Annotated in this window: 16 protein-coding genes; 1 reads left to right on the top strand and 15 read right to left on the bottom strand. The window is 39.2% G+C overall.

Annotated elements, in window-relative coordinates:
- Positions 1 to 103: 103 nt before the first annotated feature.
- The 12 genes from ACGLXV_RS12800 to ACGLXV_RS12745 form a co-directional block, all read right to left on the bottom strand.
- On the bottom strand, positions 104 to 664 hold the full coding sequence (locus tag ACGLXV_RS12800; RefSeq protein ID WP_391558918.1) for an HAAS signaling domain-containing protein: 561 nt from the start codon (positions 662 to 664) through the stop codon (positions 104 to 106).
- Positions 657 to 983, bottom strand: coding sequence for a PadR family transcriptional regulator (locus ACGLXV_RS12795; RefSeq protein WP_119706675.1), 327 nt, complete (start codon positions 981 to 983; stop codon positions 657 to 659). The genes ACGLXV_RS12800 and ACGLXV_RS12795 overlap by 8 nt, the downstream gene beginning before the upstream one ends.
- A 122-nt stretch (positions 984 to 1105) precedes the next feature.
- Positions 1106 to 1243, bottom strand: a complete 138-nt coding sequence (locus ACGLXV_RS12790) for a hypothetical protein (protein WP_162927683.1) — start codon at positions 1241 to 1243, stop codon at positions 1106 to 1108.
- 63 nt (positions 1244 to 1306) lie between these two features.
- On the bottom strand, positions 1307 to 2773 hold the full coding sequence (locus ACGLXV_RS12785; RefSeq protein WP_391558917.1) for an amidase family protein: 1467 nt from the start codon (positions 2771 to 2773) through the stop codon (positions 1307 to 1309).
- Between the two features lie 72 nt (positions 2774 to 2845).
- The gene (locus ACGLXV_RS12780; RefSeq protein ID WP_391558916.1) at positions 2846 to 3988 is read right to left on the bottom strand and encodes a DEAD/DEAH box helicase; all 1143 of its coding nucleotides are present in this window, start codon (positions 3986 to 3988) and stop codon (positions 2846 to 2848) included.
- A gap of 83 nt (positions 3989 to 4071) precedes the next feature.
- The gene (locus tag ACGLXV_RS12775) at positions 4072 to 5289 is read right to left on the bottom strand and encodes a Ger(x)C family spore germination protein (RefSeq protein ID WP_391558915.1); all 1218 of its coding nucleotides are present in this window, start codon (positions 5287 to 5289) and stop codon (positions 4072 to 4074) included.
- A complete protein-coding gene (locus tag ACGLXV_RS12770; protein ID WP_391558914.1) occupies positions 5286 to 6875 on the bottom strand; it encodes a spore germination protein in 1590 nt (529 codons plus the stop codon). Before ACGLXV_RS12770 ends, ACGLXV_RS12775 begins: the two co-directional genes overlap by 4 nt.
- Complete coding sequence (locus tag ACGLXV_RS12765) at positions 6872 to 7984, bottom strand: GerAB/ArcD/ProY family transporter (RefSeq protein ID WP_391558913.1); 1113 nt, start codon at positions 7982 to 7984, stop codon at positions 6872 to 6874. Before ACGLXV_RS12765 ends, ACGLXV_RS12770 begins: the two co-directional genes overlap by 4 nt.
- Complete coding sequence (locus tag ACGLXV_RS12760) at positions 7981 to 8211, bottom strand: hypothetical protein (RefSeq protein ID WP_391558912.1); 231 nt, start codon at positions 8209 to 8211, stop codon at positions 7981 to 7983. The genes ACGLXV_RS12765 and ACGLXV_RS12760 overlap by 4 nt, the downstream gene beginning before the upstream one ends.
- 159 nt (positions 8212 to 8370) lie before the next feature.
- Positions 8371 to 8529 carry a DUF1540 domain-containing protein gene (locus ACGLXV_RS12755; protein ID WP_119706669.1) on the bottom strand — a complete coding sequence of 53 codons (159 nt, stop codon included), beginning with the start codon at positions 8527 to 8529 and terminating at the stop codon, positions 8371 to 8373.
- Between the two features lie 84 nt (positions 8530 to 8613).
- A complete protein-coding gene (locus ACGLXV_RS12750; protein ID WP_119706668.1) occupies positions 8614 to 9057 on the bottom strand; it encodes a threonine/serine exporter family protein in 444 nt (147 codons plus the stop codon).
- A gap of 16 nt (positions 9058 to 9073) precedes the next feature.
- Positions 9074 to 9802: a threonine/serine exporter family protein gene (locus tag ACGLXV_RS12745; protein ID WP_391558920.1), complete on the bottom strand. Its 729-nt coding sequence runs from the start codon at positions 9800 to 9802 to the stop codon at positions 9074 to 9076.
- Between the two features lie 209 nt (positions 9803 to 10011).
- Between ACGLXV_RS12745 and ACGLXV_RS12740 the strand changes: the two genes are divergently transcribed.
- Entirely contained in the window at positions 10012 to 10908 is an 897-nt protein-coding gene (locus ACGLXV_RS12740) for a D-2-hydroxyacid dehydrogenase (protein ID WP_391558919.1), read from the top strand.
- A gap of 179 nt (positions 10909 to 11087) precedes the next feature.
- Here ACGLXV_RS12740 and ACGLXV_RS12735 read toward each other — a convergent pair whose 3' ends face one another.
- The 3 genes from ACGLXV_RS12735 to ACGLXV_RS12725 all read right to left on the bottom strand — a co-directional run bounded on the left by ACGLXV_RS12735 (position 11088) and on the right by ACGLXV_RS12725 (position 13360).
- On the bottom strand, positions 11088 to 11810 hold the full coding sequence (locus tag ACGLXV_RS12735) for an amino acid ABC transporter ATP-binding protein (protein WP_391558911.1): 723 nt from the start codon (positions 11808 to 11810) through the stop codon (positions 11088 to 11090).
- A complete protein-coding gene (locus ACGLXV_RS12730) occupies positions 11807 to 12463 on the bottom strand; it encodes an amino acid ABC transporter permease (RefSeq protein ID WP_391558910.1) in 657 nt (218 codons plus the stop codon). The genes ACGLXV_RS12735 and ACGLXV_RS12730 overlap by 4 nt, the downstream gene beginning before the upstream one ends.
- An 81-nt stretch (positions 12464 to 12544) precedes the next feature.
- On the bottom strand, positions 12545 to 13360 hold the full coding sequence (locus ACGLXV_RS12725; RefSeq protein WP_391558909.1) for a basic amino acid ABC transporter substrate-binding protein: 816 nt from the start codon (positions 13358 to 13360) through the stop codon (positions 12545 to 12547).
- Positions 13361 to 13516: the final 156 nt, after the last annotated feature.

Genomic DNA, 13516 nt, shown 5'->3' with positions numbered 1-13516 from the left:
ATCTCATACGTTTCGAATGAAAATCCACCTGATGCACTAACTGAAACCAATGTTCCCACTATTCCAATGGCAAGCATGATAAATAATGCACTCACGATTTTCTTCATGCCGTTCTCCCCCCTTGAACCACACTAATAGTAAACCTACTATACCGTACTAATGTTCTATAAAAGTATTTCGATACATTTAACATTCCAATTCCAATAAGCATTCCTAAACTGAATAAAGTTAGTGAAGCGAAAAAATTAACCGTTAGGCTCTCGTAGCTATACCCTAGAAGAGAAGATGTAATAAGAACAAGCGGGGAGAGTGTAAGTGCAAGCGCAACTACCCAAACCGAAACAATTACACTAAATATTGCTGCAACAGGAGCAATAATAAAAATCCCATTAAAGAGAAACAGGCTAAACCCTATAAAAATTTTCTTTCCTAGCCCTCTCTTTTTCTTTTCAGGAATTAATCTCCCGTCATGGTAATCAGCTAACAGGTCACGTGCAATCGCATAAGGATCTCCAAGTTCTTCAGTTAGTTCTTTTAAGTTCTTTCCGTTTTCCACTCCAATTTGAAAATGCTCTTCATAGTCGTATAACATTTCTCTCCGATCCACTTCAGGAACAGCGTGTAGTAAACTTTCAAGCGTCTGCAAGAATTCATTTCTACTCAATGGTTTTCGTCCCTTCTTCAATAAACTGTGAGACAGCAGTTGAGAACTGTTGCCATTCTACTACTAATTCATTCATATAATTTAATCCCTTTTGCGTAATGGAATAATATTTCCTAGGGGGACCCTCCGTTGACTCAGCTAAATAAGTAGTAACATAATCTTCTTTTGTTAACCTTCTTAGAAGGGGATATAGCGTCCCTTCTGCCACCTCAATTTTATTTGATATATTTTGTGCCAATTCATATCCATATTGATCTCTTTTTGAAATAAGAACTAACACACAAAGCTCTAATACGCCTTTTTTAAATTGTACATTCAAAAATGGCACCTCCTAAAAATAAATACCATGTACTTCCAGTTTATATATTAATGCACAGTAGTGATTAATGCAAGGTACTGATTAAAATAAAATGATGCTACCAAAGAGGTAGCATCATTTTATTATTGATTCGTCGGACGATTACGGCGAATGTCCTTTTTATCTGTTGTTGAAAACTCAACTAGCTCTGAGCTAGTTTGTTGTTGCTTTCTGTTATTATTACGTTGTGCATTGGCATTTCCAAGCTTTGTTCTTCCCATGTAAAACATCTCCTTTTTAAAAGAGGATACTTACATAGGTAGTATGAGAAGCAAAGCCTCAGCTTATTCGAATATTGGAGGTTTTCGATGCTTTGTTGCTTGTTCAAACGCAAAACCTAATTTAATAAGAGTTGGTTCACTATAAGCGGTCCCGGTGAACGTGATTCCAACCGGTTCTCCTTCACTCGTGTAACCCGCGGGTACCGTAATAGACGGATATCCCGCTTTCGCCGGAATGCCTGCTCCAAAATTATTTGGGAACACGATGGCATCCAGTTGGTGCTCTTTTAAAACGTAATCGATTCCTTGCTCTGTTGAATAGTACAGATCTTCTTCAAGCGCTTTTAAGTACGCTGCTTCGGTTAATTTCCCAGAAGTAGCCTCCGCTTCCTCAAGAACAACTTGTCCATACTTTAAGCATGTTTCTTCATTCTCTTTATTAAACTGAATCACATCTGAAAGTGACCTTATTTTCACCGAGGAATCTACTGTTTTTAAGTACGCATTCACATCTGATTTAAACTCATACGTGAGCACATCATAGCTCCATTTTCGTCCTGTTGATGGGATAACTACATGGTCTACGACCTCGGCACCAAGCTCGACTAATTTTTCAACGGCTTTATTCATCACCTGAAGCTGACCATCATTTAAATACCCAAAGTACACATCCCGGGCAATTCCAATTCGAGCTCCTTTGAACCCTTGATCATCCAAAAATGAAGTGAAGTCCATCTGATCCAGCTCTGTGTTCGTTAACGTCACTGGATCATTAACATCTTGAGCAGATAAAGCGCTTAATAAATAGACTGCATCAGTAACGGTTCTCGCCATTGGACCGGCAGTATCCTGGCTATGAGCGATCGGTATAATCCCTTTTCGGCTCACTAACCCTAACGTTGGTTTTATTCCCACCAAAGAATTTTGGCTAGCTGGACTTAAGATGGAGCCAGAGGTTTCGGTCCCCACCGCTACAACAGCTAGGTTGGCTGCAATGGAAGCACCTGATCCCGAACTGGAACCTCCCACATCGAACTGACCTGGTCCATATGGGTTTAACACCTGTCCTCCACGAGAACTATAGCCGCTTTTCATCCCTTCGGCCATAAAATTAGCCCATTCGGTCATATTGGTTTTTCCTAAAATGACTGCCCCCGCTTCTCTTAAAAGAGCAGCCACCTTTGAGTCTTCTTTTGCATAGGAATCAGCAAGTGCCAATGAACCTGCACTCGTATGCATATGGTCACCTGTATCGATATTATCCTTAATCAGAACAGGAATTCCGTGGAGCGGGCCGCGTGGTCCCGTCAATTTTCGTTCTGCATCAAGACTTGCTGCAATTTGAATGGCGTGTGGATTTACTTCAAGAACGGAATTGATTTTTGGATCTACCGTACGAATGCGATGCAAATACATGGTTACAAGTTCTTTTGAGGTGATCTCCCCAGAAGCCATCTTTTCCTGAATCAAGTCGACCGTTGCTTCTTCAAGCCATTCTTCATAAGCTTTATGTAAACGCGGACTCTCCATTCCTCCAACCCCTTTTTAAAATATACCTTTATTATACAACAAGGAGTGGGAATCTCTCCCACTCCTTGGAACTTACTTTCTTGAATTCGCATCAACCATTTGGCCTTTAAAAAACACCTTTTTTACAACATCCTTTTTTAAATCCCGAGAAAATTTCTTTAAATCTCTTTCCTCACGTTCATTTACTAAAGAAATGACCGTTCCTTCTGCCCCAAATCTTCCCGTACGTCCTGATCGGTGCACATATTGCTCTATATCTCTAGGGAAATCATAATGAACCACATGTGTGATGCCTTTTATATCTAGCCCTCTCGCTGCTACATCCGTAGCAAGTAACATATTCACCTTGCCTGTTCGAAAATCCTTCAATGCATTTTTACGTTTGTCCTTGTTTAAATCACTATGTAAAACAGACGCATTTACATTTTGGAAGGCTAGCTTTTCTGATACGACATTCAAGTTTCCGATATCTTTAATGAATACCAGGACACTTACTTCTTCCAAGCGTGAAATTTTTTCAAGCAGCTTAATTTTATCGCGTTGTTCCGCAGTGAAATACACATGGTCAACCGCACCAGACTCAATCGTTTCATCTTTTTTAATTTTAATAACCTCAGCATCCTTCGTTAAATCCTTCGCTAAAGTCACGGAATGCTCCGGTAGAGTCGCTGAAAATAAGACCACTTGGCGATCCGCCTGGGAGGACTTCACAATATTCTTCACTGTCTGTAGATGCTCTTTTGTTAAAAGCTGGTCCCCTTCATCAAGTACAATCGTTTTTACCTCATGCATTTTGATTTTCTTTTGTGCAATCAGTTCCATCATACGTCCCGGAGTTCCGGCAATAATATGGGGCTGCTTCTTTAGCTTTTCGAGCTGACGCTTGACGTTAGCCCCTCCGATAAAAGAGGCAGAACGAATTCCGCTTCCTTCACTCCATTTTTGAATTTCAGAAAGGATTTGCATAACCAGCTCCTGCGAGGAAGCAAGGATGACTGCTTGAATCGTTCGTTTCTCGGGATCTATTTTATTTAATACCGGTAGTAGATATGCTAGTGTTTTTCCCGTTCCTGTTGGCGACTCCGCTATCACATCTTTTCCTTCTACGATGAAAGGGACTGCCTTTGTTTGAACACTCGTTAACTCCTTAAATCCTTCTTTTGTCCATACATCCTGTATAAATGGTTGTAGCTCGTTTACAATCGTCGTACTCATATGCTTCTCCTTTAATCAAACTGATGTAATCAGCTCATCTCTAATAAACCTATTTAAATACTAGCTGAAAGATCCCATAATGTCTATTCTCTTGGAATTTCAGTAATAAAGGTTTTCCCTCTAACTCCAGATCTTCTTAAATGAAGATTAATATCAACTTCTACGTCAGCTTGTGCAAATACTTCATCCCAGTTATTTTCTACCTTTTTGTACTCTTTATGATGTTGTCGATTAAAGGCATCGCCAAAACCAAAAATATCAACACCAAAGTCTGTTTGAACTTTCTTAATGGTTTCCTGAATATGGTTGGCCACATAACGATTGATTTTCTTTTCAAAATCATCATATGTATCAATTTTGGTTAAATCATTCATACATTGAGTGGCTTCAATTCTTGTTTCACCATTTATGTTCACCTTTAAAACAGGCTTTCCATTCGAGTTATCAACTTTTAATTTTGTATGAGTTTCTGACACGGTAACAGCGATATATCTTTCATCCTCTGGTTTTTTTTCCTCGTTTGAACAAGGTACACTCATACTTGTTGTCTTTAGCTTTTGCGTCCAGTAGTAATTTCTTGTTTCGTCTACACTTAAATATCCTATTAATCGATCATCTCTGAAAACAGCCATCCCGTCCATTTCCACAAGTGTATCCACACTCGTCTTCATATTATTTTCAGATTTTTCTCCCTTTTTGGGGTCCCCTTTAATCACTAGTGTAGCTGACACAGGATTGCGCCCCTTGGATGTTAGTGCAGAAATAAAATCTGTAAGTCTTACTCCCGGGTCTCCGCCCCACTCCCTATTAAAGGATTGTGTTTGCTTATGTATTTTTAATGAAGGGACCTTTTGGATGGGATACGTCACTTTTACAAACGCTTCCGCCTTTTCACCCTTTGTCACCATGATGTTAAAGTCATTTCGAAACTGACCGCTTCGATCAAGGAAATCAATAAATTCCAAAATCCCTTTCTCTGCAATTTTTTCACTAATGTATAGCACCCTCGTATGAGAAAAAATTAATCTTCTTGTGATTCCAATATTCATTTTATGAAGAAGCTCAGATATTGAATTTCCTTCAAGTGCGTAAGTTAAGGCCGGAGCAGCCTCCCCACCCATTTGATTTGTAGAAAATTGACTTGCATTGACTACCTCGATGGTTAACCGATATTTACTGTTTTCTCCCTCATCAACCGCAAGCCCCGTTACAATTGAAACATCGTTCAACTCAATTCGATCCCAACAGCCGGCTAACATAACGACACATCCCAAGATGGATAATGCATTTCTAAGCTTCATTTTTGTCCTCCTAATGGCTGATCTGGGGGACTTGGATGATTGTTCTCTTCACTTCTAACTGGGGATTTCTGATATAAATACGAAGGTCGTTTTTTGTTTAACCATATCGGAACACGAACAAATACATCATCCTGATTTCTTGGCTGAAACGGTGCCACCGGTGCCAAATAAGGGATACCGAAGGATCGTAGACTAACTAAGTGAATAACCATAACTATTAAAAATAGAAGAACACCGTATAACCCCATAAAGGCCGCGCTAAATATAACAACAAAACGGAGCAAGCGTGTGGCAATGGAGAAACTATAGATAGGCGATACAAAGCTCGCAATGGCGGTAAAAGCGACGACAATAACGAGAACATTTGACACTAGACCCGCTTCGACAGCCGCTTGTCCTATAACAAGTGCTCCAACAATCGAGACCGTTTGTCCAACCACCCTTGGCATACGTACTCCAGCCTCTCTCAACACTTCAAAAGATAGCTCCATAATCATAATTTCAATTACAGCCGGGAAAGGCACTCCTTCCCGTTGTGCTTGTACACTGATCAATAACTGCGTTGGCATAAGCTCATGATGATAGGTGGATATGGCAACATACAGTGATGGAAACAAGAGAGCAACCATGAAAGACGAATATCTAACGAGTCTAACAAAGCTTGACATGATAAATGGCTGATAATAGTCCTCAGACGCCTGAAAGAAATCTATAAAGAGGGTTGGAACCGTTAAGACAAACGGGCTTCCATCCACAAATATAGCCATTTTCCCCTCTAATAAGTGCCCACAAATACTATCAGGGCGTTCTGTGTTATACACGAGTGGAAAGGGAGTGAGGGTTTTATCGACAATGAATTCTTCGACATTTCCTGAATCCAGTAAGGCACCAACATCAATCTTATTTAATCGTTCTCTAACTTCTCTTAATAAATCTTCATTTGCAATGTCATTAATATAGCCTAGTGCTACATTGGTTTTTGAGTCCCTCCCCATTTGGTAAATTTCAAACTTTAGGCGAGGATTCTTCAGACGCTTTCTGACTAATAAAAGATTTACCTGAAGACCTTCTACGAAACCGTCTTTCGGTCCACGAATAATCGTCTGTGTGCTAGGTTCTGAAATGGCGCGTTGTTCTGGCATTCCAATCCCTAATGAAAGTGCTTCAGAGTACCCATCTACCATAATAATTGCTTCCCCGTTTAATACCCCCCATACCACTCGATGAAAGTTTTCTGCAACTTTAAAATCAACCGAAGGAAAATAGAGCTCTCTCATTTCATTCATATTACTGAATGCTTTATCCGTTTGACGATTGGTCGCAGCCTGAATCACTCGATTAGATAGCTCATTTTTATCAGTCATGGTGCTTAAATAAGTAAGATAAGCTTTATGACCACCAATTTTTATGGGTTCACATTTAAAATCAAAGGTTCCCTCAAATAACTCTTCTAGAAGCTTCCTGTTTTTTTCCACTTGGCTATAATATTGTTTTGGAACATCCTGCTGTTCAAAAAGTTCTTCCGTTGTTGGTTTACCTTTGTTCTTATTCTTTTTTCTTGTAAACAATGAACTAAAGAAACTCATTTTCTTCCCTCCTTGTTCTTTCTCGTCTTCCAAAGGAGAACTGGTAGGACCATTAGAGGAAGCAGCAATTGAAACGGAACATGCATAAACAATGGAACTACGATTAGACCTTCTTCAATATGCTCAGCAAAATTATCACTAATTTTCACTGATATAAAGGAAAGAACCGTTCCAATCGGTACCACGTACATCCGGTATGGTCGATTACTTATGAGCTCTAATCCTTTTAATGCCCCATAGAAAAACACACTCACCTTAATAATAATTCCAAACATGACGATGAAAACAACCACCAGATCGACCCGTTCAATAAATTCCAATAATGATATTTCCCGAGCCGACGATAGTAGAGGAAAATTCGATCTTGCTCTCGCTTCAACACCAAGAGTGGTAATTTGCAATATGGCATTGTAAATGAGCATTACTCCACTTAAAAGGACAGCAAGTAAGGTTATTTTTTTGGATTTTTTAAATTTCGTTGTGTAAGGGATAATCATGGTAAAAGCGATTAATTCTCCAAAAGGAAAGGTTAAAAGCTGTGGAAATACAGCTTTCATCACCGGTTTAAATCCATCACCAAGAATCGGGAACAAATTTTCAAATTCCATTTCACCCGAGACAAAAACAGCAATACCAATGATAATGATAAAGGAGAAGAAGTAGGGTATGAACACCTCGCTTGTTCTCCCCATTACCTCGAGTCCTAAATACAACATATAAACGATTACAATCACCATAGTGATCGAGATAAATTCAATCGGTGTCTGGTCAAAAATAAACGAAACAATCAGTTCGCAAAAATCCCGAAGAACACGGGAAGCAATATAAAGAAAGTACAAAATATACAGGAAAGTTAATAATCCGCCTATCCATTTTCCAAAGCAAAATTGAAAGATTTCAAAGAGATTTTTCCCAGGTAACCTTGAGAGCATAAAATAATACATCAAGGCTAATCCCATACCGAAGAACATGGCTAATCCAATCGCAATCCAAGCATCCTGATTCGCATCATTTCCTGTACTTACTACTGCCGCACTTCCAATTTCAAAAATAAAAATTAATATAAATAATTGCCAAAGGGACAACTTCTCAACAAGTATATTTTTCATGACGATTTACTTGATTTTTTACTTTTCCTAAATCGGTAATCTACCACTATACCGTAGACGAATCCGCATAATAAATTCGCATACAACATCCATTGACTTGTCCCTTTTTCAAAGAAAATATTTGCATTTAAAATCGACAGAAGCGAACGATCATATAAGTATAGATCAAACATGGTAATCACTCCGATAGACGCTAGCAATATGAAAGCAAACAAAAAGGTTACCAACAGCAATCATCCTTATCCAATAAAAACTAACTCCCATTCCACTTTTGTATATCATTTGTTACTAGTGGGTGAATTATGCTTCTTTGGAAAGAAATCCCGAAACTTCTGTTTTTTACGCATATAAAAAGACAGCGCTCGCTCGCGCTGTCTTTTTCGTTCTTATAGTCCTTCAGGTTCGAATGTTTTACAATCCGTTTCACGGCTGGTATCTGCTTCCTTGCCGCGGTGGCTTACAACGAAGATTTGTTCTGCACCACATTTCTTCCCCGCTTCGTTGTACACACAATTACTTACTTCACATAATACGTCCTGTGCCATTCTTTAACACCTCCCCTATTGATAGGGTAAGCAAAAAGAGAGGGTGACATTCGGATTCCAACTTGGCAAATCCTTGAATCAATATTAGCTCTTTTTTATGATGGCCGTCTTTCTAATAAGCTGGTTAATCACTTCGGAAAAAACGATTCCCATAGCAATTGCCCCTGAAATCAAGAAGGCTTTTGCAGCAAGTGCTAACGCAATATTATAGTCATTTTCAACAAAGTTTCTCATGGCGTCATATGCCATTCCACCCGGAACAAGTGGGATGATTCCCGCAACAATAAATATGATAATCGGTGTTCGATATAGCTTAGCAAAGACCTGACTGGCCACGGCAATAACGAAGGATGCAACTAACGTAGCATTCACTGCATCAGCGCCATTCATCGTAAAAAGAATATAAATAATCCAACCAAGCATGCCAACAAAACCTGATTGGATCAATGAGGTTTTAGGAGCGTTAAAAATAATACCAAAAGCGGCGGCAGCCAAAAAACTTAATAGCAGATGTTGAAAAATGTACATTGGCAGGGCGCCTCCTTTAAAGAAATGATAATACGACAGCAATGCCTGACCCGATGGCAAAAGCGGTTAGTAGTGCTTCTGCCCCCTTAGATATACCTGAAACCAAGTGACCTGCCATTAAATCTCTAACCGCATTGGTTAAAAGCAAACCCGGAACGAGCGGCATCACGGATCCGATAATAATTTTATCTAACTCCACACCTATACCCTGATGGATAAATAGAAATGAAAGAATGCCAATGATAATCGAACCAATAAACTCAGAAAAAAACTTGATGGGAACCACTCTATGAAAGTACATCACACTTGTAAATCCAATCCCACCCGTAATACATGCAGGCAGAAAGTCGATCCAACTTCCATTGAACATAATTAAAAAGCAACCACTCGCAATTGCTGCTGCCAGGATTTGAATGGTTGTTGAATATGTTAATTGGGATTCCTCTACCTCTGTTAACGCACGAAAGGCCTTTTCTATATCAAGTTCTCCACTCGTTATCCTGCGGGAAACTCCGTTTACCAATGCGACTTTATGAAGATCTGTTGTTCTTTCTGTAATTCGCACAAGCTTTGTTTTGGTAGGCTCTGTGCTTTCAATTGAAAAAATTATGCCTGTTGGTGTAACAAAACAATGGGCCTCTCTAACCCCAAATGCACGGGCGATTCTCTCCATCGTATCCTCCACCCGGTACGTTTCTGCCCCACTTTGGAGCATGATTTTCCCTGCTAATAGACATACTTCCATAATGTCGTACACGACTTGCTTTTTCTCCACTTTTATCACCTTACTGCTGACTTTTTGAATGTAAAGACTACTTTATCATATTTCTCAGATTAACGGGTCAATACTTTTTTATGTTATATTTAGAATATCGAAATTTTCAAAAAAGTAGGTGCCACACTTTGAGAAAACTTGTCGTTACTCATAATCTGGAACAAGTATATGTTAACGAAATGCAAGCTGTTTTACCAGACTGGGAAATCGTTGTTGGAAAAGAAATCTACAAAGAACATATTCATAACGCAGAAATTATTTTAGGATGGAAAAAGGATATAACAGACCTCTTAGGCAGCTCCTCCACTCTAAAATGGGTTCAAACATGGAGCGCCGGTGTGAATAATTTACCACTGCAAATTCTTCATGAGCGTGGAGTGGTTGTTACAAGTGCGAATGGTGTCCATGCCTATCCAATTTCCGAAACCATCTTCGGATTGATGCTTGCACTTACTAGAAATATTCATACGTATGTCCGAAATCAATCCTCTAAACACTGGCATCATGCTGGACTGAAGCTTGAGATCCATGGGAAAACGATTGGTATTATCGGTGTTGGGGCAATTGGTAAAGAAACAGCTAAGATTGCTAAGGCGTTTGGAATGAAGGTACTCGGAGTAAGAAACTCCCGTTTGCCTGAGGATCATGTGGATGAAATGTACATAACAACGGAACTTGATACTGTACTTCCACAATGCGATTATGTCGTATCTACCCTCCCTTTAACGAAGGATACAAAAGGATTATTCTCTATAAAACAATTTCAGCTAATGAAGCCAGGTTCTTTTTTCGTAAATATTGGTCGTGGCGAAATTGTTGTAGAGGAGGATCTTATTCAGGCACTTCAAACAGGGGAAATTGCAGGGGCCGGATTAGATGTATTTGAGGTCGAACCTCTTCCTGAAAACAGTCCTTTATGGGAAATGGAAAATGTGATCGTCACTCCTCATACTTCGGGTTCAACTGAATACTATGACCGTCGAGTGGTAGAAGATATCTTTTTGCCAAACTTGCAACAGTATGTAAATGGTGAAAAGCCATCAATTAATGTTGTTGATTTTGTGAAGGGATATTAAAAAAACACAGGTCCATTTGAACCTGTGTTTCCGACTCGATGGGACTTTAACCCATAAATGACTCTTCCCGTATCAGGGATACGAGAGGTTGCTCTGTTCTTTGAGCTACGAGTCATTCTTATTGTGTCTCAGGTAAAAGCATATTATACAAAAAAGGATGTCCAAAATCGGACATCCTTTTACAGTACCTTACTTAAAAATGATTTTGTTCGTTCCTGCTGCGGATTGGTAAACAGCTCATCAGGTATATTTTCTTCCACAATATAACCGCCGTCCATGAAGATGACTCGATCGCCAACTTCTCTTGCAAACCCCATTTCATGTGTCACAACGACCATGGTCATACCTTCTTTTGCTAGCTGTTTCATAACCTCTAGAACCTCACCGACCATCTCTGGGTCTAGTGCGGAGGTTGGTTCATCAAAGAGCATGATTTTTGGTTCCATGGCAAGTGCTCTTGCAATCGCCACACGCTGTTTTTGACCTCCTGATAATGAATCAGGATAGGCATCAGCCTTATCCTCTAGACCGACTTTTCGTAAAAGGTCTAATCCCTTTTGACGAGCCACTTCTTCGTCTACCTTCTTCACTTTCACAGGAGCCATCACAATATTTTCAATCACTGTTTTATGCGGAAATAGGTTAAATTGCTGAAAAACCATTCCTACATTCTGTCTTACTTTATTGATATTTACGCTTTTATCTGTAAGATCCACACCTTCAATAAATACATGACCATCTGTTACCGATTCCAACAAGTTCAAACAGCGAAGAAACGTCGACTTTCCTGAACCAGAAGGACCGATTACAACGACCACTTCTTGCGGTTTAATTTCAGCATTAATGTTTTTTAGTACTTCGTTATGCCCAAATGACTTTTTTAGGTTACTCACTTTAATCATTCTGTCGATAACCTCCTCTCAAGACGGTTTAACAAGAAGCTCAAGGATAACGTGATAACGAGATAAATCACCGCTACCGTTAAATATGGTTCCCAAACTTTAAAGTATTGTCCTTGCATCGCTCGTCCCCAATACATAATCTCCGGAGCCGCAATGACCGCTGCTAAAGATGACTCTTTAATTAGCACGATAAATTCATTTCCTAATGGAGGAATCATTCTCTTAAACGCTTGTGGCAGAATGACATATCTCATAGCTTGTACATGAGTCATTCCTAGTGTTCTCGCTGCTTCCATCTGCCCTTTATCAATCGATTGAATTCCTGCGCGGAAGATTTCTGCAATGTACGCTCCTGCATTCAATGATAATGCGAGAATGGCTGCTGTCACTGGTTCAGTTTTTCCTGTAAACAATGGAACGAGACCAAAGTGAATAAGCAAGATCTGTACAAATAAAGGCGTTCCTCTGAAAAACGTAATATATAAGTCAAAAGGTAATGACAACCACTTGTTTTTCACCATTTTTCCTAACCCAATGGCCAAACCAAGTGCAGTACCAAAAACAATTCCTGCTAGCGATAACCCAAGGGTAAGCAATGTTCCCTTTAAAAACAATGGCGCATAGTCCATGATGAGATCAAAACGAAAGTCCATCGTACTCCTCCTTTACTAGAATGAAAAAAAATGGCGTAACACTATGCGAAAGAGTTACGCCCTAAATAACCAAGTAACTAATTATTGTTGTGCTTTTAAATCTTCAATGTCTGGCTCAGAACCAAACCATTCCTTGTAAATCTTTGCATATGTTCCGTTTTCATAGATAGCGTTAATGGCTTCATCAATTTCTGCTCTTAACTCACTATCTTTCGGGAACATTAATCCATAATACTCAGATGCGAATGCTTCCGTATCTTCAACGACAACAAACTTATCATTTGGATTATTTTTCGCATACTCTTCAACTACGGTGTTATCGGCAACAACCGCGTCAGCGCCGCCGCCTTTAAGCTCCATAATTGCTAGAACGGTATTTTCAAACTTTTTGATATTAGGATTGTTTGCTCCTAGTACACTTTCAATGGCTTCTTGACCAGTTGTTCCATTTTGAACCGCTACTTTCTTGTCCTTCAGGTCAGCAGCTGACTTGATATCACTGCCTTCTGGAACAAGAATTTTATTTGTTGATAGAAAGTAAGCGTGTGAGAAATCATATGATTCTTTACGCTCATCATTAATTGTAATGGCAGAAACAGCAAAGTCAGCAAGTTTATCTTCTAACTCTACGAAAACAGGTTCCCAACCTACATGTACAATATCAACCTCATAGCCAGCTTCTTTCGCAACTGCATTAACGAAGTCAACATCAAATCCAACAATTTTATCGCCATCCATGTATTCAAATGGTGCGTAAGCTGCGTCCGTTACGACTCTTAATGTTTTCTTCTCTTCACTAGTTCCTTCATCGGATCCATTGTTCTGATCGCTTGTTCCACAAGCAGTCAAAAGCATACTAAACACTAACAAAAATGATAATAAAGATAGTTTTTTCACTACATTGCCCCCTTAATAATTGTCTTATTTTTCATTGAAACTATTACTAGCAAATACCTCACAACTCTAAATTTTCAGTATATTTTGACATGAAACTATTATAACTTTTATCGTTTTTTTATGCAACAACAAAAACTTTGTTAGGATAATTTATTA

The organism is Robertmurraya sp., assembly GCF_036676585.1.
Classification (GTDB): domain Bacteria; phylum Bacillota; class Bacilli; order Bacillales; family Cytobacillaceae; genus Robertmurraya_A.
The sequence above is the reverse complement of the archived record's forward strand: the minus strand, read 5'-3'. Positions and strand labels throughout refer to the sequence as shown.